This window comes from Companilactobacillus ginsenosidimutans (genome assembly GCF_001050475.1).
Classification (GTDB): Bacteria; Bacillota; Bacilli; order Lactobacillales; family Lactobacillaceae; genus Companilactobacillus; species Companilactobacillus ginsenosidimutans.
The window spans coordinates 227327-252088 of record NZ_CP012034.1 but is presented as its reverse complement, the minus strand read 5'-3'; the positions used below and the strand labels follow the sequence as shown (position 1 = coordinate 252088).

The window sequence follows — 24762 nt, the reverse complement described above, 5'->3', positions numbered from 1 at the left end:
ATGTAAGTGACTACGAACAAGCTACCAGCCACAACATAATTACCAATTAGACTTCCAAAATGATAAGAATTTACATCGATAATCACTAAAGCCAATAAAAAAAGCACGGTGTCTATGTTTGATAGAAACCAATGCTTCAAATTATTTAATATTTTCTTCATGTTGTTCTCCTAAAAACCAAAATCATCCGATTCCAAATAATCCTGGATTGCTTGGTCACTATATTTGCTAAGTGGATCATCACGGTCACGCATATCATTAAAGTAATACATTGCCTGATACATTGCGTCGATCAAAGCATCAACCACATCAATTTTCATTGATTGTTTTGATTTACCAATCTCCATACCAGCCTTATTTTCACCAACTTCCGCATTCAGAAGGGCCTTTTTCATGATCTCATCATCTAAATGTGTCACATTTCTGTGGAAAAAACTATCTTGAATATATTTGATAGATTCAGAAAGGTTATAACTAGTTTGTCTCAAAGGTTCAATCGGCCAATCAGTCTCATCATTTAGTGTTTGAATAAAATTATTAGTTCTCAATGCATCATAACCAAAGAACTTAACATTTAAATCCCTCTCTTGAACGTAATTAAGTAACCAATTGTATACTTGATCAAGATTAATTAGTCCACGCTCATTATTAGTGATTGTAGCGAACCCTAAATCTGCAAACTTTCGATATTCAATGCCATCAGATTTTTCTTTAGCCTCAATGGAACCAAGTAATTTCCAAGGAACAAAGGAATGTTGTTCAATGTGAAATAGGTTTTGTCCATTCGACCGATATGGATATATAAAGGCAAGAGCTGTGTTATCTGAAGTTAAACTGGCATCAAATCCAATATATACATCTCTACCATTAATATCAAAATCATCAATAATAGTTGAATCCCAATCTTCATTATCAATGTATGAATTAACCTTATGATCCAGCCAAATATTTAAATTTTTGTTTGCAAAACTAAATTCTTGTGAGTTGATACGTTTAATGTCTAATTCTCGCTGCAAACCAGAAATAAGCCCATCATGTTTATCTGGTAAATCCAGCAATGGATTACTCTTTACCCAGGTTTCAGGTTTATTGATTTCATCTTCACTATCCTGAGACCAAATAAGGGCCAATTGATGGTCGCCTTCTCGCTTATCATCTTGTTCCATAGCACGAATAACAACGTCTTCTTCTTGTTTGAAGGGAACAGTCGAGTCGGGGTAAGCAGTAGAAATTTGAATAAATTGAGAATTAGGTGTGTTAATTTGACCAGAAGTAATTTTGTCGGTTACCACGCTATGATTAGTTTCGCCAGCCTCATCGAATATAGCTGATAAGAAGTGATAACTATCAAACTTGCCTGACTCAGCAGACAATTGTAATAATCGATTATTCGTATTTCTTTGAATAACCCGATTAAACTGTACGTCCATGTCAGTTTTCTTCTTATATTCTTTAAATACTGGATTAGTAGTGGTCAATTGATTCATCATGGTTGAAATATAACCGTAGATTTTTTTGGCTTGCTCGGTAATGTTACTTGTAACCATTAGGTCTTGGTTATTCTTTCCGCTGGCCTCGATTAAATATGCATAACAAGCAATTATCGCACAAAGATAGGTTTTTCCTTGTGCTCTAGCAACAGACACTATGACTGAACTGTATCGCTTGTTCTTATTACTATCTCTCCAACCAAATATTTGACATAAGATAAAATTCTGCCAAGCCATTAATGCGACAGGCTTACCTGTATCGACATTGGGACAAATTTTTGCAAAGTTCATTACCTGCTTACACTTTGTCAAATCATAATAAAAAGGGAAATCAGACGTATTATTTTCAACACGTTTGAGATCCCTTAAATGTCTGTAACAAGCTAATTTAATATTATAACCAGTAGTCCTCTTACCGTTTAAAACTTCGAAACAGTATTTTGTTCCTTCATCTTGATATTTCTTCTGTATATCTGTGAAGTCATCATTGGAGTACTGCTTCAATAATTGTTTTTCTTTGTCGCTCTGTCTTAATTTTGTTAAGTCCATAACATTAACCACCAAACGCCTTCATCGCTTCATTAATATCTATATTGTTATCCGATTCCGTATTAGCGTTCTGTGAACGTGAATTATAATCGATACCTAAAATCATGCCTAGTGATCTTAAATTTTTTGTAGCTGTATCAGCAACGTTAACGGCTGGATTCTTTTTCAAATTCCCATTTGAATCCTCATATACACTTCCATATTTCTTTATAGCATTAACTGCATCACGATGTTCTTGATATTGCATACAAAACAATTCAAAGTTAGTACTGTCTAAGGATGTAACCATACCTACCTTATTTAATTCAGGAGCCAACTCTTTCCATAATTGTTTTGCATATTTCGGCAAGTGTGCAGGTGGTTTTTCATCAAGCTCATTTAATTTCTTATTTGCCTCTATTAGGGCCTCTTTATTCTTGTTCTGCTCTGGATGCTTTGGATCTACTACTGCTAAATTGCGCTTCCGCCCTGCATTTGGTTGCTTCATATCATCACCTCCTAGGTAAAAACTTTTGATTTTGGGGTTATTTTTTTAGCTCATGCCCACTGTGCGAGCTGTCTCCCTTGCGACAGTAGGCCGGGGGCTATTTTGAAAAATTGGGTAAGTCAGAAATATTTTTCAATAAAATATCTTTTTTAACTTTTTGCTTATCATTTCTATAACCAGTCTTATAAAATCCTTGTTCCCATTCCGTCTTTCGTCTATGGCATGAATAACAAATCGTTGACAGATTATCCACATCCGTTATCAAATCTGGAGCAACTTGACCAGGAACAATGTGATCTACCGTCTTGCTTGGTCTAATGATGCCGAACCTTAGGCAATACTGGCATAAGTAATTGTCCCTCGTTAATACATACTCACGTATCTTCTTCCATTGCTTTGAATGATAGAACGACTCACGTTGTCTTCGTTCTTCTGATTGACTACGTACTTGCTTGTTATAAGACTTGGTATGTCTCTTGATATGTTTACGTTGTTCTTCCTTACGTTGCTCATAGAGTTGTATATCGCTCTTATGGGCATCACAGAATACTTGTTCACGTGGTACTAATGTATGGCAACCAAGATGTTTACATCTACTCATCAACATTGGCAATACCATTGATGACACCAACAATAAGACTTAACACTACTTTAAGTATGATTGGTAAGAAGACTAACCACCATGACCACGTGATGAATGATAGCAGCTTAGCAACCACAAAGATGAGAGTGAGTAGTTCTAAAAAACCTATGTGCGATGTATTGTTATTATTCATATTATTTTCTGTCCTTTACAAATTGTTTATAATATGTGATTCCCTGATATGTATAAAAGATTGATGAAACAACAGCAATCAAAATAAATAAGATCTTCCCAATTATGCTATCTGTAGTTAGATAAAACATAAGAATCATTAACAAAGAAAGAGCCGAGCATATTACTGCCATTATAAAAAATTTTTTACTATCCATACTGTTTCCTCCAATAAAAAAGCACCGCTATAATTAGCGATGCAAAATAAAAAGCACTACCGGTTAAAGTAATGCTCTATGATATAATTTCGCTGTAGCAAGTTAAGATGGTGGCTAATCTTCATATAAAAATGAGGTGATGCCTATGATTAATAGTGAGTGTTACCTTGAGAAAGGTTAATATGAGCGTGTATCAAGCTTTAATGTTGATGATTTCATTTTCAACATTAACAGTTATCATACTAAAATTTAATCAAAAAAAATAACCGTCTCTTAACTTTGACAGGTTAAACAGTTATTTTTAGTTATACCTAAGTCACCGTCTTTAACGGGCTACCAGCCAATACCTATTCCACTAGGTGTTGGCTTTTTATTTACAACATTATTATGTAGTAAAGCAATAAATTAATCAAGTAATTTGGGTATTAATATCATAGGGTAAATAAAAAGCCACCCCCGTTAAGAGTGACTTAGTTAATACCGTGGCTACCACCACCACGGTTAATATTGGGATGGCAGGAATCGAGCCTGCATACTTGCTAGCGTATAGTATATCCACACCACTGGATACATCCCACCGAGGAGGATTCTATGATTAAGGGATGGATACACTCCCGGTATGTATATCCAATGAGGATCAGTGGAATCGAACCACTGTCGTACGCCAGTATCCCCACAATGCCACGCCGTTATCATAAGCAGGCATTAATAGCGTTGAGCTAGATTATTACGTGTTTACTCACGTTGTCGTTTTTTTAAAGATCGTTCTGCAGTTAGAGACAGGCTGTCTTTGTGTTAAATATTTTATTTTTTATTTTGGTTTTATAGACTATCCTTGTCTAGATCTGTTTCTTCGACTCTCTACTGATTAACATTCTGCATGCCTTTATTGAATCGTCGTAGTTAATATATATGAGAAGAAAGCCAGTATTTCGCTAACTTTCTATACTACTAATTTAACTCTTAAATAGGGTCTGTGCGTACGCAATTAGTACGGTTTAATAGGGATCATATAGTCCCATTTCTTTTGCAATTCTTCTAATCAATTTAGACTTCTTTTGGAATGCTTGAGTACGTCCGCAATATATTAGCTCGTCTTCAATCAATCCATCCATTTGATACTTTGGATGTTCCTTGAAATATAATTCTTCAGCAATGACATTAGTGTCGGCATCGCTATCAGCTAAGCTGATTTCTACTGCTTCTTGCTCACGTTCCAAGGCTTTTAGTTGCTTGTCCTCGTCAATAGTAATAAGCATCTGTTCTTGTGGCTTAGAAATCTTAGATGACTTGCCACCGCCTACATTTTCATCTTCTGACTTGGTTGGAAACATTAATTCTTCTCTTCTATCATGGATATATCTATCCATCTTAGGATAGTCACGTAAAATTTCTTCAATTCGTTTCTTCGTTCCTGATCTAATGATGCTCACCCTTCCTATTATTAACGCTCGAATTTCACTTAATCTGCTTGGAAAGACCAATTATTTTGCTTTCATTCATTAGTCTTCTACCCTTTCTAGCATTGGTTCGTATGCCGGATTAATTTCTAACCACTCCTCTTTGGTCTTTTTCTCTGCAGATGACTTAAGGTCTCCCCAGCGTAAATTGTCCTGTAATGCAGTGCAATAAATATACTGGCCTGCAGCTTTATCATGGACAACATATTTATTCTCTGGAAAAATAGCAGTTCCCATTACCGCGTTATTAATATCTGCCATGAAATCAAATTCGTCTTCATGTTCAATTATGATATATTTTGCCCACAAGTTTTCGAATTAACCGTTACCAGTTCCTACGTTTAACATATCCCGTATTGCATTCATTGGACTAAAATAATACACCCTAAGTTCTTTTAATTCTTTTAGTTCTTCTGCCGTGTAATCTAGCTTTAATTTATATTTCATTGTTATCCTCCAATCCATCTAGTGTCAGGATATGTAACCAAAATTCTGGGCGTATACAATCCTCGGTTAATTCGATTGGTCTACCAACTAATGTATAACCCGTGTTTAAATGTTCAGCAATACTCTTTGTCAATGAGGATTTTCCTGAACCAATCACCCCTGCTAACGCTATCACGGGCATTAAGCCTTTCTCTCATGGAACCATTTTGAACTTGTAAATGCGACCAAATCATTTAGCAAGTATAGAATATAAGTAAACATCAATACCCAGACTGCATGACCATGGAGAGCCGTTTGAATCCAAAGAGCTATTGACATTAATCCTTGGGCTAACCAGAAATAATATGTAGCTCTAAACTTCTTAAGAGTCAATACTGCACCTGTTAAACCAATTGTAGCTGCGATTGCATCTAATACGGCTTGTGGTGATTGTAATAGTGTGTCAATTCCATAGGTTATAAGTAAGAAGGCTAAAAAGATTAAACTTGTCAACAGCAGATCATGTCGTTTCATCTTACGCGGTTGAAATTCTGTCTTATTCCAACTGAATGAGAACATAATAGGCAAATCTAAAAGCATAACATAAAATGCTTGCATAATAATATCGGAATAGTTACCCGTTACGGACGCTACATAGATTAACATGATAGCCGATACGAACCCGAGAATGCCGTTGATAGGTTTGCCGTTTGTAATTGCAACTGTACATGTAAATCCGATAACACCAGCAACAGTTGAAGTAATGGCTAATTCATTTACTCCACCCATAAAACCTACTGTGATTAAGAAGATCCACCCAATAATTAAAAGGATATAACTCGGCTTACTCCAACCACTCATTTGCTGTTTATACCAACTTGGTTTTAATACGTGACTTGCATTTGATAGTCTAAAATTATTCATTTTCTTCCTCCACTTTATCGTCTTCTACGTCTTCCATAAATGGCAAAAATCTTGGGTCAATAGCTGTAACTCTAATTATCATTGGTTCGTTCATCATTATTCTCCTTATTATTTGAAAGATGATCGTTGCTTAATTGACTTGATAGTTCTTTCATCAAATACCTCCTCTAGGGTGTTCTCGATATGTTCTGGGTATCGTTCATCACTCCAACTATTTATTTTGAATTCATTTTTGACCATGTCAGAATACGGCATGATATTGATATCACTGAAAGCCAGTGCATCATCTTTAATGTTTTGGATAAAGAAAACTCCCTTACAATTTTCTCTGGATAGGCTATCTATTTGAATCACCGTGGCGTTCATTCCTCGAATCGCCATATTGAATAATAGAAATGGAATGGCTCTATCTGATAATTCTTCTAACGTATGGTAGTGTTCGCTGGGCTTGTAATCCCATGGCAATTGTTTGGTACACATCTGATAATAGTGATCAATAACAATACCGCCAGTTCCTGCAGCTGGTTCGAAATACATATCAGAATCATCATTGTCAGTTAGTTTGTTTATTAGCTTAGAAATACTTTGTGGTGTAAAATCCTGTTTCTTTTTCTTGCGGTCTGCTGCCTCATCTTGGAAGTACATATGAAACCAATCAAAGCTCATATCAGTTTCATAAGCTAAAAATGATTTAAACAGCTCGGTACGTTTAGTCTTGTCCAGCATAATAGACAAAAATTTTTCTGGTGCTTTCCACGAATCATCAACGCCTATTAGTTCGTTGATAGTGTCCGTTTTTAACATTCGCTACCCCCTAAAATTTCCCGTATAATTTCGTTACGTTGTTCTGCCGTTAGTTCTCTTTTGGCAGCTTTAAATATTTGTGGTGTCTCTCCGTAATGTTTGCTCATCCACACAATCGTGCTCTCAATTGAACAGCCATGGCATTCAAACATGTATTGCATATAGTTTTTGTAGACTTGTTTATCATTCACTGAAACCATATCCCACCAACTCTCTTTTTATTTTTTGTGTCATGTATAATAAGTCTAAAAACTTATCAGAGGTAAAAATGGAAAACTCAAAATTTTACGTTAAAAGAATATTGTCATACGTATATCTTCAACCTGAGAAATCAGTCTCTTCAATCAAAGTATTAAATAAATTTAAAACACTTAACATTGACCAGTTAAATTCGATATTAAAAGATATGAAAAATGACGGTTATATTGAATTTGATGATGGAACACCAATGTATGAGGTCGGTAAAGTTGATGACGATAAAAATAATAAAACTACTAACATCTCAAGCGAAAAGCACCACATAATATTGACATTAGAAGGTCAACAAATTGCCGAAGAAAGAAAATATCTTGCAATAAAGACATTAAGGCAAATGGTTCTTCATCCTATAATCAACAGCATCATTTCTACTATCATCGGTATTATAATCGGCTGGTTAGTTCGCCCTTTATTCTAAGTACATAAATAGCCAATAATTGCACCAAGTACAACGATAGTTATTAAATATATAAAATTACTTCTGTTAATACCCATACCCCACCAACTCCTCATCAATAATTTTTAATGCATCTTCTGGACTTCGAGCTATGCCGTGAATAATACCGTGATTGGTTAGCATGTAATGAAACTGCTTTTGATCTTCACGAGCCCGTCCGTTTTTATTTTTAACTTCTATGTAAAATACTTCGCCGTTGTTAAATTTAAATCCATATAAATCGGGGTGCCCTTGTGGCAGTCCCGTATCAAAATACCTACCCGTGTCAGTTCTGACCTTACCCACGTTTGTTCTAAAAATCATACAATCATGAGCGCCCACAGCTACACGGATATCATTTTGAATCGCTGCTTCTGATTTAGTCATTAATGTTCCTTTTCTTTAGTGCTTAATTAAGCACTAACTTAGCACTAAATTAAGCACTAACTTTCTTTACTGCCCCAAGGGATTAACCTCGTTTTTAAGCACTAAGCACTAAAAATTTCCTACCCCTGTATAGGGTATATATAGGGTACCCTAAATAATAATAATAATAATTAGTGCTTGTAGTGCTTAATGTTCTCTATATAGCTTGGTACTGTAGGGGTTTGGACTTAGCACTAAGACGTTTTTTAGTGCTTAGTTAGTGCTTTTTAGTGCTTAATTTTTGCGGTAACCCCTTTTTGGAGATGTTATGTACTTCCATCCCTCTTTGTTATCCATCACGTACTTTATCTTTTTAGATAATCTACGATTCTTGACAAGATTGTCTTCACCTAAATATTTACCGATTTGTTTGCTACTTACGAATTTTTCGGGATAGCTCTCCAAAAATTCTTCAATCTGTGCTTCTACTTCATCCACATACATAAATTCTTTACGGTGCTTAGACAGGATAGCTTCTTGTGTCTTAGTTAATCCAAATGTAAATCCATGCTGATAATATGAAACAAATTCGCCCCATAATTGATTGATAAGATCATCGTTCAAATCATCGAACGGGGTCTTTTTTTGTCTACTTGCATTAACTTTGACAGGAAGAAATCTACGCTCACCTGTTCGATCTTTCAGATATGTCATTTCATTGGTAGTTCTTGCTAGAACAAAGTTCTTGTCATATCGAATTGACTCGTGACCGTATGGCGGTCTGTATTCTAATTCTTGTGCTGATACAAATTTTTTCAGTGCTTCGAAACTACTGCTATTCGTGGCAGTCATTTCATCATCGTTAGCGATCAATGAACGTAACATGACACTGAAATTATCCTTGTCCTTAAAATCGGTGAACTGGTCTGTGTACCATTCGCGGGCCATCTTCTTCAAAAAGGTTGTTTTTCCTGCTCCCTGTCCACCTACTAAATCAAGCACGAAATCGAATTTCGTTTCAGGTTCGTATACTTTTGATACGGCACCAGTGAAAAAAATCTTAGTAATCAATGTTGTAACGTCTGATTTTTCAACTCCCAGAAAATCTGGGAGTAAATCGGCTACACGTTCTTTTCCATCCCACTCCGTATATACGAAGTCGAAATAATCACGTACAGGATTGTATCGCCTTTTACGGGCGTCGTTCGTGATGGCCATCTGTAGAAGATTGCGATTGAAAAATAAATCGTACTTGTCCTCAATGTACCTAAGAACTGATGGATCGTAGTCATCAAGCATTTGACCTTTATCAATGCTAAGTTCTGGGACGTCTTTAACTACTCCGATTTCATGAGTGAAGTCATTGAATGCAAACAATGCTCTTAACGTCTTATCGTGTTCTAGTATCAAACCAATGTTTTTGAGACTGTTAGTCTTGATTTTTCCATCTTTGTTCAATGAAAAATTTAATGGCATCTCAACGACTTTTTGACTTCTCTGCATTTCCTGCAGTTTTTTTGCGTTCTCACTTAAATTGTTGCTCAATGTTGTGTACGTCCTCCCTTCTTCTGATTTCTTTTTTTACCATTGACTCGAATGTTCTTTCAAACTCGTTGGGCGATAATGATTTTTCAGTATTGTCATTAGCCAATAACGCAAGCTGGTGGGCTGTTTCTACTTCTACATTCCGATACAGCAGGCCACCTATGAAACTTGCTAGGGCGTTGTTCCTGCCGCCCGTTTCGCCAAGTCCGTTTACGATCTCTTCAAACAATTCAGATGTTGCGGTTTTATCTGTTGAATACGTTTGTCCGTTGTACCGTTGCTTGCCTGCTGGCTTGCAATTAATTAATTCAATTAATTCACGGCTAGGCGTCACAATTGGGTTATGGTTCAACCATTCGTATTGCTTGCCCTTGTGAACGCTTGGAGCTATAACAATGTAGTTATTAACATGTGCCTTGACGTCAACGCCTGGTAACCAGCCTATGTTTTGAGATACTTCAATATCGTTACGTTTGAAATAAATCAACTGCCTGCCACCGCTTGCTGTTCTCTGCTCTAACGTTGGTATTAACAAATCTTTGTGTTCGTATTCATCAATAGACTTAAAACCGTCATGACCGTGTGCATCAGCTGTATCGATATCGATAACGAAAAAATCAGTTGTTCGTATCGCAATCTGTGCAAACGGGTATTTCTTCCACAGCTCTCGAATCTCTGGTTCAGTCAATGCAGGTTGATCAGCGAACTTTATCAATGGTTTTTTGTTTAACATAGGGAGTACGCTCAAACCCTTGTGAGCATAAGCCACTGCATAATTAACTAAATTTTTCATGTTTCATCCCCGCTTGGGCATTCCACCCATTTGGCATGTTTAAGTGATACTGCACTGATTAACTGCTAGAATGGACGTTCGCCATTCTTATCGATGGGTGCATCTGCATCTGTTGGAGCTGGTGCATTTCCAAATGGTAAATCTTCATCTTTAATTTCAGGAGCCGTCTCTTCAAATGGGTCTTCTTTAACTTCTTCAAATTCATAAGTCTTGTATGGATATGCAGGATTGTTCTTGTTTTCTTTAAGAGTTAGATCCATATTGAATTGTTTGCCTTCACCTTTTTGGAACTCGTTAACCATTTCTTGAATGTCATCCCATGCTTCGTCCGATAGTGCTACGCCTAGCACTGCTGCCAAACTCGCAATTGTTTTAATATTTCTATCAATAATGAAATCTGGTAAAGGTTCACCATTTCTCTTTGTTTCATCTAAACTAACGTTGATAAATTCATTTTGCCCACTGTGTTCCCCTTCAATTACTTGTGCTCTAACTGATAATTGACCAAATTTAGAAGGTGAAATTGCTTCTGTTAGCATGTGATACTTGCCTGCTGGTAGTCCTTCGTATCCATTGATTTTGTCATTCTTTGGGTCAAATCCTTGTGCTTCTAGTGCGTTCTTTCTATCTCTTAAACTCATATTTATTTACCATCCTTATTATTTGTTTGTGTTTGTGCGGGCATGTCTTTGACTAATGCTCCTGGTATTGCTGATAAAATTCTTAAAATCTGTGGATCATCAATTTCAGATTGTTTGTACTTGCGTCTTATATCAGTAACTGTTTGAATGTATCGAGTACCTAAGTGTTGAGTACGAATAACAATGTCACAGTTACCATTTACCACGTTGTAATACTTATCTTTCAACGCTGGTGCGGGTACTGGGTTATCGTTCGAGTCGGTTCTCATTACTTCACGGCTGATATAAACAACGTTCATTTTTAATGCCTTTAGATCGATAACCAATTCTTGAAGCATTGAGTTAAACATTGAATAGCCTTTACCGTACGGAATATCAGACAACGATTTAACATTGTTCTCCATGCATATTGCTTGCTCAATCAATACAGTCACATCTTCAATAACATCAATGACTACTGTCTTGAATGAATGCTGTTCCGTCCGCAAAGCTAAAATATATTTATCTAAAATATCAATGACTGATTCTGTGATCTTTCCTTGTGCGTTAACTTTGTTTTGCAATGCAATAGTAGGACGAGTACCAGAATTCTTTTCATTACCGTCAGTACTAAATACGATAGAGTCTGGAAAGTATGAAGCTAGGTAACTCTTACCAGACATGGTTGCACCCCAGATAAAGAAATTTCTAGGCGTGTTGTGTGGTTGGTGCGGTTCGTTCTTTGGTAGTATAGTCATTTATTTCCTCCTAATTGAATATTCATATAGTAATTTCAAGAGTTCTTTTTCATCTCTTCCAACGCCGTTAAACATCGTATTTATACGGCAATTAAGCATTAACGAAACCTTTGCAATTGGAAGTGGCGAATGACCTTTGTAAACCCACAATTGTTGATTTGGTCTTTCCGTATTACTTGTTCCATATTCGGTCCTGTACCCAAGGTTTTCTATATTCTCAATTAACGCTTCTGTACTACGCATCATTTGATAAATCCTCTTTTCTTTCCGTAGTAATAAATCCATCCTTTTTTGTAATTCTTGAATTCAGCAAATGCTTTTATCTCTGCCATATTCTTCAATTGGTTTGGCGTCTTATCTGCTACTTTGGCAGCTAGATTGTTGTTCATGATCATATGGGCTTTTCTTAACCGTTCCTCTTTAACTTTTTCAAGTTTGGCATCTTCTACTACTTCTAATTCCTTTTCCTCGGTCAATTCAGCACCACAGAAAGGACATTTATCACCCTTGCGGTAAAACGTCATGAAACACTTTGGACATACCGTCACTGATTTAACATCACTGCGGTCATTGCTACGGTTCGTTTTTTTTGAACCCTCAAGTTTCCATTCACGGTTTTCCGTAGGAAGTCCAAACCTATTCACATTGCCAACGTGGTCGATAATGATAGCTGTCTTGCCTTCACGTGGATTCATGCACCGCATAGCGAATTGCAGGTACAACGATAGTGACTGTGTGGGACGTAGCATAATTACACAATCCACGTTTGGAAGGTCAAGCCCTTCGGTAAATAATTCAGCATTGGTTACAACCTGTATCTTTCCGTTTCGATAATCTTGAATTATCTGGTCTCGCTCGTCCTTTGGTGTTTTACCACTGACTGAACGGGCTGTTATCCCATGATTATTTAATTCTTTCGCTAATCGTTCAGCACTAGCCACGTTGTAGGCATATGCAATAGCCTGTTTGTCGCCTGCTAGTTTCTGAAATGTCTTCACGGCGTTTCCATACACCTTAGGTTTGAACGCCTTAGCGATAGATTTTTCATCAAATTCACCGTTGCGCTTTACTTTCAGCTGATCAACATCCAATTGTTTTGGTGCATAATAATCGACTGGTGCCAGGAAACCATCACTGATCAAGTCTTTAATGGTATTGCCAAGTATCAAATCGTCAGCCACATCATCAAACCCGCTACCATCCAAACGGTAAGGCGTGGCAGTAAAAAGTAATTTCAATGCATTAGGAAACGTATCAAGTATTCTCATGTAGCTTTTAGCTTTAACGTGGTGCCCTTCATCAACAAAAATTATTGATGGTGGTTTTAACTTGTCTACGTGTCTTGTTATGGTTTGTACCATTCCAATTTTCGCCAATGGCATGTTCACGCCTTGTTGTTTGAATGTAGATATCACTTGGTCAACGATCTCTTTACGGTGGACAACAAACAAAATACGGTTACCCTTGTCTGTTGCACGGCGAGCGATTTCAGCCATGATTACCGTTTTACCCGTTCTTGGCGGTTGCTGAACGATTATGGAACGATTACCACGGTCGAAAGACTTATAAATATTGCTTATCGTTTTGAGCTGGTACGGTCTTAACTCAAACAATATTTATCTAATCCTTACAGACGAGCTAGTTTTCAATTCAGCACCTGGCACGTCTTTCCCTTCCTTTAAAAGTGACGAAATTCTTTTCTTATCCATAACCTGTTTGGTTTCAAATAGATAAGCGGGAATGTCATGCTCATCCACAATGCTTACTGAAGGATTGTTTTTCTGAATGTAGATAGTAAACTCTGGAGTTTTGATCTTAGGCGTGGAAGTTTCTTCCATAGCAATTTGCAAGTTCTCCTTTAGTCGCTTGCGATTGTTTGCAATGACATGAGCCCGTGCATTAAGGCGTTGTGCTTCTTCTTTTAGTGCAACTTCGTCCTTTGCCAGTTCCTTATCTACCTTTGCGTATCCGACAGCTTTGTCTTCAATGGCATCAGTGATACTGTCCATTGTGTCGTGATACAGTGTTGGATCTGAATCCTCTGCATACTCTAGTAATTTTTTATAATTACCAGTTAATTCATATAATGTGGCCATTTTTATCTCTCCTTGATTTCAACATGTTCGATTGAATATTCAACAAATCGATTAATAATTTGCCGAATTGGCATACCCGTTTCGGCCTTCAATTCAACAATTTTTTTATAGAGATCACTATCAATAAATACCGGTTTTGAATAATTTTCTTGTGCCTTTGGTTGTTTTTCTAATACTAATTTTTCTTCCTTCATATTTAACGTTCCTCCGTGTTATACTGTGAATGTATATTTATTTTATTTGTGTCCGTCCCCATTGCCGTGGTGATGGACTTTTTTATTTGGTGCAACTCGTTAGCTTGTTGAATGTACTCTGCTTTGTTCCGCTTCGTAGGCATCCAGTTATAAGCGTGTCTAGCTTTGTAGAATTCAATAGCTTTATCGATCAATACATCTAATTCATGTTCCATTGCTTTAACTCCTCCTTAGTACGGTTCATCTCGTCCACAAGTTTGAAATAATCGTGGACAACAGTACCGTATGTTAGTTTTTTCTTAACGATCCTGTCCCTAAATTCTTCCCATTGACATTTTGCATAATAGGCATCCGTCAACTTATCTATTGCGTTCATCTCTATAACCTCCTAAATATTCCATTGATACATCAAAAATCATTGCAAGCGTGTGGAAGTCATCAATCAACATTGGTACATCTCCACGCTCCCAGCCATGAATTGTGGAAGGACTGACATGAAAATATTCAGCTAATTGTTTCTGCTTTATAGATTGTTCTCTTCTTAGTTCTTTAATCCTGTTGTTCATTACCATCACCTCTCTCTGGTCTAGTTAGTGAACCGTATCGTGTTTCATCTTGTAGCCATTCATCAAAACCTGGCATAATAATCACATCCTTTGGTATAATTTTTAGGTGTTTATTTTTTAACAAAATTACTGAATATTCATGTGGCATGCTGACTGGTTCACCGTGTTTTTTTACTAGTTCCCAATCGCGATATTCCCCACATTCAATAATCTCTGGACTAAAAGTCAACATCATTTCTAGATGTCTAACTTTCTTTTTTAATTCTTTAATTTCATCTTCAGAATTCATGTTTTCACCTCCTAGAATCCAAAAATATGTTTCTTAATGTTTTCCCACGTTTTGTATTTAGTAAATAAGTACGTGATCAGACCAGTCAATACTCCAGTAAAAACTGGTAACCACACGATTATTGGTATAGAAATCATTACTTTGTCCTCCTATTGATTTATTTCAGCAAAGTGTTCCTTCATGAATTTTCTAAATCTACCAGGTTCAAAACTCCAATAACGACCGTTGTATTTCTCACCGTCCACAGGATCGTTCGATGAATAATGAACACAGCCTCCGAATTCAGTTGAAAGCTCTTTTTTATATCTAGGAACAAACAAAACTTTCTCTTTGAACCAATTGATATCGTGGTGGTAATGGTCCTTTAAATCTTTTGGAGTCCACCAGTAATCGTCATCTTTGAGTGCTTGATATTCTTCGAAATCAGCTTTACTGATGATCACTTTATCTTCTGGTATTTCCATTACTACAGTTGCCGTTATTTTTTGCATGTTCATACCTCCTACATTCCAAGAATTTTTTCAATTTGCTTTCGTAATTCTCTAGATTTAGGTGTCATGTCACCTTTGATTGCTCTATTGAGTTGTTGAGGATTAGCATTAATTTGTTCTGCAAGTTCTCGTTGTGTAATATGATTTTTAATAAGTGCAATCTTGATTGAACTTTCTAATTCATACGCAACTTCTGCAATTTTTTCTTCTGGCATACGATCAACTCCTTTCTATTGATATAATTTAATCAATCCATATATATTCGAGGTGAAATTATAATGCGTTTAAACCAGGATTGTGTTCGTGACGTTATGCTTTATATTGAAGATAAAGCTGTTTTTGGAAAATTCTTGTTCCTAGACGAATTTCTAGAAGCAAGTGAATTATCCAACTACGAGAAGGATACAATTAAATATGTTCTTGCTAAGTTAGACGAAACCAATTACTTAAAGTCATCTATTCAATGGGTGAACGGTGACATTTATTCATTTAGTACTGGCATGATTACTTGGAATGGTCATAAATTTTTAGACACAATTCGTGATAATAAGGTATGGAGTAAAACTAAATCCATCACCAAAGATTTCGCGTCTGTTTCTATTTCTTTGATTGAAAACATAGGATCAAAAGTTATTGCCGAGATGATTTTGAATCAAATGGGTAATCCTTAACTAGAAACACCCGACCGTCTATATATATGAATACTTTTTTTGAAGGCTTACATCCCGCTCGTTGTAGGTCTTCTTTTACGTTGTTCTTCTTCCATAAAACCAAAGACAAGTCGTTAGTATGACCGACGCTCAGCGGTATCCATTGGTTGAAAAAATTTTTATAAAAGTAAATGAAATCGTATCTTTTCACTGATAGGTCACCTGCTCCATCCATTAATTTGTTCATCAAACGTCTATAAGATTTTTAACTGCTGATCTGCAAGAAATTTATTTACGAAGTATTGTTGTCCTTTACCGGTAACCTTAGGTGTTTTAGTAACGACAGTTACCCCATCACCGTTAACGTGGCTCGATTCCTTGATCTTGAACAATCCCATTTCCATCGATTTTTGAGTTGGAGAATTATAATCTGCGCCTTTACGCTTGATTAAGTACCCGTTATCTCTCATCCATTGGAATAAACGTCTTGCACCTGTATCAACGCCATTTCCTTTGATGATTTTGGCAAGATCACCAACTAAGATAGTGGTATGTGATGTTGCTACCGAATCTGCAAATATCGCTTTGGGTTTCATTAGTTCAAGCTGTTCTTGTTGGTCGGCTGCTAACCGTAAAGCTTCGGCCATTGTTGACGGAACTTTAAAACCGCCAGTTTTTATTTGATCCTCCATCTTGTTAAAAGCTTCAATATATCGCATTTTGAATTTAAGAGCTTTCTTGCCTGTGAATCCCATTGCTAGCAATGTAAAACCATCTCGGCTCATGTAAATTACGCGGTATGGTTGTCTATTTTGAGGATGAATATATGTATCTTCATAAAATAGGTCTGCCCAATTTTCGGCCACCCCCTCTTTTAAGTTGTCGATCGCCTTTAATACATGCTTGTGGCTTTTATCAAACGTTTCCGCAACTTGTAAACTGCTAGTCACTGCTTGCTGATCTTTCATAATTACTAAGTTGTTCATTTCATTCATCTCCTTTTTTTATATTCGTACTGCCTATATACCGAGGACTTTTTCAATTTGCTCACGTAACTCACGTGACTTGGGTGTCATGTCGCCTTTAATAGCTCTATTCAATTGTTGTGGATTAGCATGAATTAGTTCGGCTAATTCTTTTTGAGTCATATCTCGATTCAATAATTCAACTTTGATTGATCGTTCAATGTCATATGCTACCTTTGCGAATTGTTCTTCTGGCATAAAAAAACATCTCCTTTCTGTTGTTATACTTTAGTTATCCCAAAATATTAGAGGTGAAATAATATGGATAAGATATTAACTGAGAAACAGTCTCAGATTTTTATATATGGTCTTTCATGGATTCAGAAAAATTCCAAATCCGATATAGAATTCGATCAGAGAAAAATTGTCTTTTGTTCAGAAGGCTTTGAGAATCGAGAAAACTCAAAAGCAGTGAATGAAACTAAAGGAAAACTTTTTGTTGCAGATTGGATTAAAAATATTAACAGCAGTAACTTTCCAGAACTGAATAGGTCCTTTAAGGAAAGTTTTGATCCGTTTGGTTTTAATGATGTTTCCGCGAATTATCCAGTTGTCTTTGAGAAGTTAAACAATTTGGTAAAAACATTAGACGACCCTTCAATCGATCCTTTTGTGACAAATATTGAATTCCTTGATATGCCTAAAACCGTTTTCAAGTTTTATGATTATCTCGGCACTATGCGTCCGGTTGGAATTATTTAGTTTTAAAAATAGGATTCAGATGTTGTAGTCTTTCTAAATCTTTTTGAAGTTCAGCAGAATCTTGCTGAGCTTTTTTTATTAGATCCATAAATTCGTTTCCATTTTGTAAAGCAATTTCCATTGATGCTCTTCCATATATGGAACTTTCTAAAGTAAATTCTTCATCATTCATATCTTTCACCTCCTCTTTGTTATTTGTTCATCAAGTTGTTGACCTTAATTAGCACAGGTGCTAATATGAAGACATACTAAATAAGCAATGAAAGACCTACTACTACCGCAATTCTCGCCAAAGTATTGTATCGGTGGTTGTCTGTTTTTGTTGCTCAATTACTTGATGAATTAATTATTGCGCACAAATGCTAATTTTACAAGTGTATTTACGCATTTGTGCTAATTAAATTCGTCAAACTTACGGAGAACATTGTTATGACAACGTTTGAACGAATTAAAAAAGTTTCAAAAGAACAGGGGTATTCCCTAACAAAACTAAATGACAAAGCTGGCTTAGGCACAAATTCCATATATCATTGGAAAACTAAAACGCCTAGTACTGAAAGCCTATCTAAGGTTGCTAATGTTTTACACGTATCTGTAGACTACCTATTGGGTAAAACGGATGATCCGGATATTAACGCTAAATCTAAAAAAGTAGATATTAAAGATGCTATGCAAGATGACTACACTATCATGAGCTATGGTGGTAGAGAAATACCACCGGAGGAATTAGAAATGATTAGACGTATCTTAGATGGGGGAAAATAATATATGAGTGATGTTACAACTTACTTACTGAATTACGCACTAGATAATCACATAGGATTCGAATTACTTAATGGAATAGATTCTGATTGGCCTTCCTTAGCTATACCAGAACGTAACATGATGTTTATTAATACGAATTGGTACAAGCAAGAGGAACTACCAATGGTGGTAGCTCATGAGATTGGTCATATGCTTAATGGTGATTCTTGCTATATGTATGACAAGTCTGGTGTGGGGAAAATTAATGCTGAAAGTGCTGCTAATAAAGTAGCCATAGATTTACTACTACAATATTGTAAAGATTATGATATCCACTTCAATAGCTATATTATGTTTCTACAGCAATTCTGTATTCCTCTAAGATATGAATATATAGTAAAGAAGAAAATGGTAATGAATTAGCTTTTAATACATCCCTTCTGATACGCTTATACTGATTAAATATATATTTATGGAGGAAATTATGAGTTTAAATATATTTGGAATGATACTTGATGTTGCTATCATTGCTATTCTTGCTTATGCACTTTTAAAATTTTACAAAGGATTAAACAACAATAAAATACCGTTTGTTGCTTTAGTAATTATTTCAATCATCTTGATTGTCCCGTTGTTCAAAGGAATTACAGCCAATGCAGAAGAGATTATTAATCCAAAGCCATTCTTATCTGTAGATACTAAACATATAAAATTGACCGGAACTAGTCAAAAAGGAATATTAACCGGCAAAACACTTTCGAATGCAATGGTCACGCTAAAGGATACTTACGGAGTCGATAAGAATATAAACGTAAAAGCAGATAATAAGGGTAATTTTACAGCTAAAAATTTAGACAATAATACTGATTATAAAATTGTATCTTCAAAAAATGGTAAAAAGTCAAATTCAGTAAAAGTTTCGGTAAGTGATATACCTGATTCTGCGTATACAAAGTTCCATATAAAAAATGCTAACGATGTGGGAACACTTACTTTAAATAATGGTAATGATAATACTGTTTCAGTGAGTGGAACTGCCTCACCACATTCAACTATTAAAATTACTGATCCTGATATGAACTATTCTGTAGTTAAAACTTTACATGTAAAATCTGATGGTAAATGGGCTACTACTTTAAATGGGCCTGGTACAGGGGAAAATGATAAAAAAGAAAAGGAATATGATTTTTCTGCAAGAGTGAAAAATAGAGCTACTAAAAATGATGACTCTATTTTTATTGAAAATCCTAATCATGAAAAGAAGAAAGACATTAAATCTAATACAGCAAAAAGTTCAGATTCTGAAACAAATGATTCATCTTCATCAAATGGTAAAGTTCCTACAGAATACAAGTTAGCACTACGCCGTGCTAATAGATATGCTAAAGTTATGAATATGTCACAACAAGGAATTTATGACCAGCTTACTTCACAGTTCGGTGATGGTTTTTCAGCTGAAGCTGCACAATATGCGGTTGATAATGTAAAGGTTAATTGGGATGAAAATGCTTTAAAAAAAGCTAAAGATTATCAAGACAAAATGAGCATGTCACCTAACGATATTCAAGAACAATTAACATCTCAATATGGTGAAGAATTTACTCAAGAGCAGGCTGACTATGCAATCCAGCATTTAAACGATTAATTAATTACAAAAGTGAATCCAAGTCTCACCGTAGGCTTATTTATTTTTACCAAAATTAGGAGGTGTGATTATGCAACTATATAAACGAAAAGCAAAATGGTCTTATCGGGTTTGGTATCGGGATGAGAATGGTAAAAAGCATTCAACATCAAAAAGTGGATTCGGTACAAAAAAAGAAGCCCAAAAAGCAGGCGAGGAAATTGAACTTAAAGGGTTACAATCTGGTATAACATCAAAAGAAAATGTTACTTTTTCCGATTATGCTTGGCACTGGATCAAGATCTACAAGAAAGATCATATAACACCCCACAGTTATTATATTTATAGTCAAATACCTAAATTAATCAATAAGACATTTCATGAAACAAAACTAAAAGATATTTCAAAAATGAATTATCAAACCATGCTTAACGAGTATGGAAAGGATCATGTTCGCGAAAGCGTATCAAAACTTAATAGTATAATTCGTGCAATGGTAAAGGACGCCGTAGAAGAGCGAATAATATACAGTGACTTTACGTACAATGTTAGTATAAGTTCACAGATTAAAAGTAAAAAACCTGATGCAAAATACATCAACGAAGATGAAGCCAAACGATTAAAAGAAAATTGCATGAAAAATTTAAACATGCATGCAATTGTCAATTACGAAATCATATTTGCGCTGCTAACTGGTTGTCGTATTGGTGAAGTATCTGGATTGACCTGGGACAATGTTCACTTTCGTAAGCAAACGGTATTCATTGAGCATGGCTTCAACTACGATCAAACTCAAACATTTAAAAAAACAAAAACAGAAACCTCAGAGCGAGAAATTAAAATATCCACAGAATTGATTTCTATACTTAAAAAATTAAAAAAGCAACAGCAGGAGCTTTTCATTAAACAAGGATATCGAGATGAGCGTAATTTAGTATTCCTAAATAGTAATCACAAAATAATTTCAGATAACGCAGCTAATAAAGCTCTTAGAGGCAAGCTAAGCAGTCCTGATGTTAATGCTGACAATATCATTACTTTTCATGGATTAAGGCACACACATGCTTCAATTTTGATTTCACACGGTGTTGATGTGTCTTATGTATCACAAAGATTAGGACACAAGAATATAGCAATCACGCTTAACACCTATTCTCACTTACTTCAAAAAGCAAAATTACAACAAGAAGAAAAAGCACTTAATGTATTAACGGAAAATTTGGGGTAATGTATAACGTCACACAAATGTCACACAAGCTGATTAGAAATACCGTAATATCAGTATTTACAGCCCCCTTAACATTCCCATACGGGTGATAAGTATCAAATCAATTAACTAAAAAGCGCCGTAAACATTGAGTTTACGGTGCTTTTTTTAATCACTAATTTTTTTAGTAACAAAATACACTATTGCTAACATGACAGCAATTACAATAACCAATAGTGCCAGTATCGTAAAATGACTTTCAATCAGTGCATTACCACCATAGGAATAAATAATTGCCATAGGAATACTGCCGAGTATAGTTGCAGTCAATAATTCATGCTTCTTTAGTTTCATATCGGTAGCCGTTAAGCTGATAACTGAGGTAGGAATCATGGGAATCATATAACCTATAATCACACCTAGCATAGGATACTTAATTCGACGAATCATTTTGACAATTCTAGGAGTATTCTTAGCATCAACTTTTTCATGAAGATAGGTAAAAATTCTTTGCGCTATCAAATTTCCCAGGACAATCCCCACTGAATTAATGATTGATCCGATTATCCCTCCAAAAACTACTCCTGTTAAAATTTCGACGACGGATACGGGAACTCCTGGTATTATGGAAAACCCAGCTAGAACAATCGTCAATAATATGGCATCAGTTGGAGTTTGTTCTCTTAATTCATTCAAAAAATCTAATCTGTTAAAAGCCGTCATGGCCGACCGAATTGTTTTGAATTCTCTCACACAAATAATAAGTACCAAAATTGCTAAGATAATTCCAATAATGATTCTTAGTTTTTTTGATTTTGTCATCAGTCGGCCCCCCTTCTAACGATATGTTTAATCATATAACTAAAAAAGCGCACACGAAAGTGTACGCTGAATTATTATCATATTAATAATCAATTAGCCAACATTATCCATATCATATGTGGCAATTGGTAAATTATTCATGCAAGTATGCATAAACCTTTTCAATTCTTGATCACTCAATAAGTTCATAACAAATATTTTGTGTGACTTCTTACAACAAATCATCTTGCCGGAACTTTGCTCGATATACATTGTCACAGTGGATCTATCAGTATTTCTAACCACTTGAAGCCTCAAGAATTTATCTTGGTTATAGTTTTTCGTAAATGCTTTCACGAATTGATCAGATTCTCTCATCATCATCGTCCTACTCCTTTATCCAAAGTTTTCGGTTTGAAATTATTGTTTTCTTTCACCTAAGTAAATAATATTATTAAATTTATTTACACTCTAATAATATGATATCTATAAGATTTATTTTATTCATTTTTCGTAAAAATAACTTGTATAAAATCGTGAATTTAAATCATGGCGTATATTCAGTTTCAAAATCTCAAATCTCATTAATAAACACCAATTTATCATTCCCAGTAAAAAGTATTAACCAAAAATAGTAATCTCATTCAATCAATAACGACTATTATTCAAGGTGTTCTCAGGAAGATCAGGAAATTCCCTTTCTCAAAACAACACTTTTTCAAGTTTGATCCATACTGAGAGCATTATTAAGAATTTGTTTGTAATTTCAAAATATTATTTCATGTGTTTCTCCCCAAAATACATTTTCTAGTCCTCTTATCAAAGAGGGCATTTTTTATTGGAAATTTTTTCTCTAAACTTCATATCGGTAAATTAACAAAATAAGCACCCATAACCTTACAAACAATTAATTGCGGATGGAAATTAATTTTCCTTCGACATCTGCAGTGAACATCCTCGAAATAACGGTCAAAATCAAAGCAATATTAAAACATAACCACCCCAAATACAAATATAATCAATTAACAAAAATAAACTTACAATAATATTCATTTTTAATAAACCCAACTTATTAATTTCAAAACTTTTTTACCTTCAATCGAATATAGAATGAGTTCAATCCTAAGTTCTGTATAAAAAATTTGAATTAGGATTAAATAAAAATCTTATACATATAATACTGAGGGTGATGAAAATCATACTTTTTACTAAAATTCTTTTATTGGTTTCACTAGTTACTTTCTTGTCTTACTTGTTATGGTTCTCAGTCTTCTACCTCGAACGTGTTAAAAACGTCAAATGTGATGTTGATCAAACACCATATGACTTATTCATCATGATTCCTCTACTAGACGAAGAAGATACCGTTCCAAGTTACGTTAAAACTATGATTCTTGAATTAAATAAACTTCAAGACAACATTAGTACGAACATTGTCCTCATAAACGATGGTTCGACTGATGATACTTTGAACAGACTTCATAAAGTGCAACAAGATGTTTATAGTCCAAATACTAAGGTTTATGTACTCAACCGTGAACTTCCTCATGCACGTGAAGGTAAAGGCAGTGCATTAAATTATGGAATCGACTTCATCACTAAGTTGCCTTCCAGTTATGACTCACAGCATACAATTGTCGGAATTGTCGACGCTGATGGATTCATTTCGGCAGAGCATATGAAGATGGTTATTGGAGCATTCCAAAATAATCACGTTGGAATGGTTCAAACAGCCGTTTCGATGAACAACACTTCTCACAATTGGTTATCCAAGATGCAAGACATGGAATTTCTTGGAGCCAATTCGTTCATGCAAGAAAGTCGTAACAAATTAGGTCAAGCGATTGCTTGTGGGAATGGACAATTCACAACACTAAAAATGGCAGACTCAGTTCGTTGGGGTAATTCTCTACTTGAGGATTTCGAATTTACAATTAGAGGACTACTCAAAGGATTCAAAACAATTTTTATCTCACAAGCGATTGTTTATCAGGAAGCTGTTAGAAAAGCACATCCCTTATTCAAACAACGTATCCGCTGGTGCCAAGGCTCAATGCAATGTTGGATCAAATATTCTGGAAAAATTTTAAAATCACCATTTATAAAAAATACTATCAAAATGGACATGTTATTATTCTTAACTCTTCCATTTTTCAGTATGGTTCTAAATGTCGCAAACAGTTTTTCTGCAATTCTACAATTCAACAATATATTCAATCAAAAACCATTGCCTGTGGTAATCGTATTTCTAACCGTTTTATTATTTACACTTTTTGTCTGGTTACTTATGGCATTGGAATATCACCAAAATACTGACCGGTTCTCACTCTTTCGGTGCGTAATCAGATCCTGGGAATGTATTATTTACAATTACATTCTTTCATTCATTCCCTACTTCGCATTCACATACCTAATGATGGGTAGAGTAAAGTGGGACAAAACTTCTCATGGTCAGACCGTAAAAGCATCAAATTAGACTGGAGGT

39 protein-coding genes are annotated in these 24762 nt (G+C 35.3%); 9 read left to right on the top strand and 30 right to left on the bottom strand.

Features of this window, described 5'->3' with window-relative positions; translation table 11 throughout:
- Nucleotides 1–170 precede the first annotated feature (170 nt).
- The 4 genes from ABM34_RS01425 to ABM34_RS13025 form a co-directional block, all read right to left on the bottom strand.
- Nucleotides 171–2039: a terminase large subunit gene (locus ABM34_RS01425; protein WP_048702628.1), complete on the bottom strand. Its 1869-nt coding sequence runs from the start codon at nt 2037–2039 to the stop codon at nt 171–173.
- Between the two features lie 4 nt (nt 2040–2043).
- Complete coding sequence (locus ABM34_RS01420) at nt 2044–2526, bottom strand: phage terminase small subunit P27 family (protein WP_048702627.1); 483 nt, start codon at nt 2524–2526, stop codon at nt 2044–2046.
- Nucleotides 2527–2623: 97 nt separating this feature from the next.
- Nucleotides 2624–3145, bottom strand: a complete 522-nt coding sequence (locus tag ABM34_RS01415; RefSeq protein ID WP_048702626.1) for an HNH endonuclease — start codon at nt 3143–3145, stop codon at nt 2624–2626.
- On the bottom strand, nt 3120–3302 hold the full coding sequence (locus ABM34_RS13025; protein ID WP_083988242.1) for a hypothetical protein: 183 nt from the start codon (nt 3300–3302) through the stop codon (nt 3120–3122). The genes ABM34_RS01415 and ABM34_RS13025 overlap by 26 nt, the downstream gene beginning before the upstream one ends.
- A gap of 378 nt (nt 3303–3680) precedes the next feature.
- Here ABM34_RS13025 and ABM34_RS13565 point away from each other — a divergent pair, with 378 nt between their 5' ends.
- On the top strand, nt 3681–3764 hold the full coding sequence (locus ABM34_RS13565; protein ID WP_225418291.1) for a putative holin-like toxin: 84 nt from the start codon (nt 3681–3683) through the stop codon (nt 3762–3764).
- 732 nt (nt 3765–4496) lie between these two features.
- Here ABM34_RS13565 and ABM34_RS01405 read toward each other — a convergent pair.
- The 5 genes from ABM34_RS01405 to ABM34_RS01385 form a co-directional block, all read right to left on the bottom strand.
- Nucleotides 4497–4931 carry a transcriptional regulator gene (locus ABM34_RS01405; protein WP_198141157.1) on the bottom strand — a complete coding sequence of 145 codons (435 nt, stop codon included), beginning with the start codon at nt 4929–4931 and terminating at the stop codon, nt 4497–4499.
- 69 nt (nt 4932–5000) lie between these two features.
- On the bottom strand, nt 5001–5219 hold the full coding sequence (locus tag ABM34_RS01400; RefSeq protein ID WP_157023184.1) for a hypothetical protein: 219 nt from the start codon (nt 5217–5219) through the stop codon (nt 5001–5003).
- A gap of 57 nt (nt 5220–5276) precedes the next feature.
- The gene (locus tag ABM34_RS13470; RefSeq protein ID WP_257719942.1) at nt 5277–5405 is read right to left on the bottom strand and encodes a hypothetical protein; all 129 of its coding nucleotides are present in this window, start codon (nt 5403–5405) and stop codon (nt 5277–5279) included.
- 180 nt (nt 5406–5585) lie between these two features.
- Nucleotides 5586–6308, bottom strand: coding sequence for a nicotinamide riboside transporter PnuC (gene pnuC, locus ABM34_RS01390; RefSeq protein ID WP_048702621.1), 723 nt, complete (start codon nt 6306–6308; stop codon nt 5586–5588).
- Nucleotides 6309–6416: 108 nt separating this feature from the next.
- Nucleotides 6417–7112 (bottom strand): N-6 DNA methylase, encoded by a 696-nt coding sequence (locus tag ABM34_RS01385; protein WP_048702620.1) that lies wholly within the window; start codon nt 7110–7112, stop codon nt 6417–6419.
- A gap of 268 nt (nt 7113–7380) precedes the next feature.
- Between ABM34_RS01385 and ABM34_RS01375 the strand changes: the two genes are divergently transcribed.
- Nucleotides 7381–7788: a hypothetical protein gene (locus ABM34_RS01375; protein WP_048702618.1), complete on the top strand. Its 408-nt coding sequence runs from the start codon at nt 7381–7383 to the stop codon at nt 7786–7788.
- Between the two features lie 66 nt (nt 7789–7854).
- On the opposite strand, the gene ABM34_RS01370 is transcribed toward ABM34_RS01375, so the two are convergent.
- The 16 genes from ABM34_RS01370 to ABM34_RS01305 form a co-directional block, all read right to left on the bottom strand.
- Entirely contained in the window at nt 7855–8193 is a 339-nt protein-coding gene (locus tag ABM34_RS01370) for a VRR-NUC domain-containing protein (RefSeq protein ID WP_048702617.1), read from the bottom strand.
- 273 nt (nt 8194–8466) lie between these two features.
- Complete coding sequence (locus tag ABM34_RS01365; protein ID WP_048706305.1) at nt 8467–9675, bottom strand: virulence-associated E family protein; 1209 nt, start codon at nt 9673–9675, stop codon at nt 8467–8469.
- A gap of 22 nt (nt 9676–9697) precedes the next feature.
- Entirely contained in the window at nt 9698–10510 is an 813-nt protein-coding gene (locus ABM34_RS01360) for a bifunctional DNA primase/polymerase (protein WP_048702616.1), read from the bottom strand.
- 65 nt (nt 10511–10575) lie between these two features.
- The gene (locus tag ABM34_RS01355; RefSeq protein ID WP_048702615.1) at nt 10576–11151 is read right to left on the bottom strand and encodes a hypothetical protein; all 576 of its coding nucleotides are present in this window, start codon (nt 11149–11151) and stop codon (nt 10576–10578) included.
- A 2-nt stretch (nt 11152–11153) separates the two neighbouring features.
- Entirely contained in the window at nt 11154–11888 is a 735-nt protein-coding gene (locus tag ABM34_RS01350) for an AAA family ATPase (protein WP_048702614.1), read from the bottom strand.
- Complete coding sequence (locus ABM34_RS01345; RefSeq protein ID WP_048702613.1) at nt 11889–12134, bottom strand: hypothetical protein; 246 nt, start codon at nt 12132–12134, stop codon at nt 11889–11891. It lies immediately after the preceding gene.
- Nucleotides 12131–13501, bottom strand: coding sequence for a DEAD/DEAH box helicase (locus ABM34_RS01340; protein ID WP_083988240.1), 1371 nt, complete (start codon nt 13499–13501; stop codon nt 12131–12133). The genes ABM34_RS01345 and ABM34_RS01340 overlap by 4 nt, the downstream gene beginning before the upstream one ends.
- A 3-nt stretch (nt 13502–13504) precedes the next feature.
- Nucleotides 13505–13984 carry a siphovirus Gp157 family protein gene (locus ABM34_RS01335; protein WP_048702611.1) on the bottom strand — a complete coding sequence of 160 codons (480 nt, stop codon included), beginning with the start codon at nt 13982–13984 and terminating at the stop codon, nt 13505–13507.
- Between the two features lie 2 nt (nt 13985–13986).
- Nucleotides 13987–14178, bottom strand: a complete 192-nt coding sequence (locus ABM34_RS01330) for a hypothetical protein (protein ID WP_048702610.1) — start codon at nt 14176–14178, stop codon at nt 13987–13989.
- 2 nt (nt 14179–14180) lie between these two features.
- Nucleotides 14181–14393 carry a hypothetical protein gene (locus tag ABM34_RS01325; protein WP_048702608.1) on the bottom strand — a complete coding sequence of 71 codons (213 nt, stop codon included), beginning with the start codon at nt 14391–14393 and terminating at the stop codon, nt 14181–14183.
- Complete coding sequence (locus ABM34_RS13125) at nt 14378–14554, bottom strand: hypothetical protein (protein WP_157023180.1); 177 nt, start codon at nt 14552–14554, stop codon at nt 14378–14380. The genes ABM34_RS01325 and ABM34_RS13125 overlap by 16 nt, the downstream gene beginning before the upstream one ends.
- Nucleotides 14538–14744 (bottom strand): helix-turn-helix domain-containing protein, encoded by a 207-nt coding sequence (locus tag ABM34_RS01320; RefSeq protein ID WP_048702607.1) that lies wholly within the window; start codon nt 14742–14744, stop codon nt 14538–14540. Before ABM34_RS01320 ends, ABM34_RS13125 begins: the two co-directional genes overlap by 17 nt.
- Nucleotides 14728–15033 carry a hypothetical protein gene (locus tag ABM34_RS01315; protein WP_048702606.1) on the bottom strand — a complete coding sequence of 102 codons (306 nt, stop codon included), beginning with the start codon at nt 15031–15033 and terminating at the stop codon, nt 14728–14730. The genes ABM34_RS01320 and ABM34_RS01315 overlap by 17 nt, the downstream gene beginning before the upstream one ends.
- Before the next feature lie 11 nt (nt 15034–15044).
- Nucleotides 15045–15170 (bottom strand): hypothetical protein, encoded by a 126-nt coding sequence (locus ABM34_RS13465; protein WP_257719941.1) that lies wholly within the window; start codon nt 15168–15170, stop codon nt 15045–15047.
- 12 nt (nt 15171–15182) lie between these two features.
- Nucleotides 15183–15524 (bottom strand): DUF771 domain-containing protein, encoded by a 342-nt coding sequence (locus ABM34_RS01310; protein ID WP_048702605.1) that lies wholly within the window; start codon nt 15522–15524, stop codon nt 15183–15185.
- A gap of 11 nt (nt 15525–15535) precedes the next feature.
- Nucleotides 15536–15739: a helix-turn-helix domain-containing protein gene (locus ABM34_RS01305; RefSeq protein WP_048702604.1), complete on the bottom strand. Its 204-nt coding sequence runs from the start codon at nt 15737–15739 to the stop codon at nt 15536–15538.
- Nucleotides 15740–15802: 63 nt separating this feature from the next.
- On the opposite strand from ABM34_RS01305, the gene ABM34_RS01300 reads away from it, so the two are divergent.
- Nucleotides 15803–16195, top strand: a complete 393-nt coding sequence (locus ABM34_RS01300) for a DUF2513 domain-containing protein (protein ID WP_048702603.1) — start codon at nt 15803–15805, stop codon at nt 16193–16195.
- 233 nt (nt 16196–16428) lie between these two features.
- On the opposite strand, the gene ABM34_RS01295 is transcribed toward ABM34_RS01300, so the two are convergent.
- Nucleotides 16429–17160 carry a phage antirepressor KilAC domain-containing protein gene (locus ABM34_RS01295; RefSeq protein ID WP_048702602.1) on the bottom strand — a complete coding sequence of 244 codons (732 nt, stop codon included), beginning with the start codon at nt 17158–17160 and terminating at the stop codon, nt 16429–16431.
- A 33-nt stretch (nt 17161–17193) separates the two neighbouring features.
- Entirely contained in the window at nt 17194–17397 is a 204-nt protein-coding gene (locus ABM34_RS01290) for a helix-turn-helix domain-containing protein (protein ID WP_048702601.1), read from the bottom strand.
- Between the two features lie 63 nt (nt 17398–17460).
- Here ABM34_RS01290 and ABM34_RS01285 point away from each other — a divergent pair, with 63 nt between their 5' ends.
- Nucleotides 17461–17901, top strand: coding sequence for a hypothetical protein (locus tag ABM34_RS01285; protein ID WP_048702600.1), 441 nt, complete (start codon nt 17461–17463; stop codon nt 17899–17901).
- Here ABM34_RS01285 and ABM34_RS01280 read toward each other — a convergent pair.
- Nucleotides 17894–18073: a hypothetical protein gene (locus tag ABM34_RS01280; RefSeq protein ID WP_048702599.1), complete on the bottom strand. Its 180-nt coding sequence runs from the start codon at nt 18071–18073 to the stop codon at nt 17894–17896. The genes ABM34_RS01285 and ABM34_RS01280 overlap by 8 nt on opposite strands.
- A gap of 257 nt (nt 18074–18330) precedes the next feature.
- Here ABM34_RS01280 and ABM34_RS01275 point away from each other — a divergent pair, with 257 nt between their 5' ends.
- The 4 genes from ABM34_RS01275 (at nt 18331) to ABM34_RS01260 (ending at nt 21497) form a co-directional block, all read left to right on the top strand.
- Nucleotides 18331–18666 (top strand): helix-turn-helix domain-containing protein, encoded by a 336-nt coding sequence (locus ABM34_RS01275; protein ID WP_048702598.1) that lies wholly within the window; start codon nt 18331–18333, stop codon nt 18664–18666.
- A 3-nt stretch (nt 18667–18669) separates the two neighbouring features.
- On the top strand, nt 18670–19068 hold the full coding sequence (locus tag ABM34_RS01270) for a M48 family metalloprotease (protein ID WP_048702597.1): 399 nt from the start codon (nt 18670–18672) through the stop codon (nt 19066–19068).
- 61 nt (nt 19069–19129) lie between these two features.
- Nucleotides 19130–20290 carry an Ltp family lipoprotein gene (locus tag ABM34_RS13380; protein WP_232298606.1) on the top strand — a complete coding sequence of 387 codons (1161 nt, stop codon included), beginning with the start codon at nt 19130–19132 and terminating at the stop codon, nt 20288–20290.
- A 70-nt stretch (nt 20291–20360) separates the two neighbouring features.
- Nucleotides 20361–21497 (top strand): site-specific integrase, encoded by a 1137-nt coding sequence (locus tag ABM34_RS01260; protein WP_048702596.1) that lies wholly within the window; start codon nt 20361–20363, stop codon nt 21495–21497.
- Between the two features lie 147 nt (nt 21498–21644).
- Here ABM34_RS01260 and ABM34_RS01255 read toward each other — a convergent pair whose 3' ends face one another.
- Nucleotides 21645–22298, bottom strand: a complete 654-nt coding sequence (locus tag ABM34_RS01255) for a TVP38/TMEM64 family protein (RefSeq protein WP_048702595.1) — start codon at nt 22296–22298, stop codon at nt 21645–21647.
- A gap of 93 nt (nt 22299–22391) precedes the next feature.
- The gene (locus tag ABM34_RS01250; protein ID WP_048702594.1) at nt 22392–22661 is read right to left on the bottom strand and encodes a hypothetical protein; all 270 of its coding nucleotides are present in this window, start codon (nt 22659–22661) and stop codon (nt 22392–22394) included.
- Nucleotides 22662–23466: 805 nt separating this feature from the next.
- On the opposite strand from ABM34_RS01250, the gene ABM34_RS01245 reads away from it, so the two are divergent.
- Entirely contained in the window at nt 23467–24753 is a 1287-nt protein-coding gene (locus ABM34_RS01245) for a glycosyltransferase family 2 protein (RefSeq protein WP_048702592.1), read from the top strand.
- Nucleotides 24754–24762 lie beyond the last annotated feature (9 nt).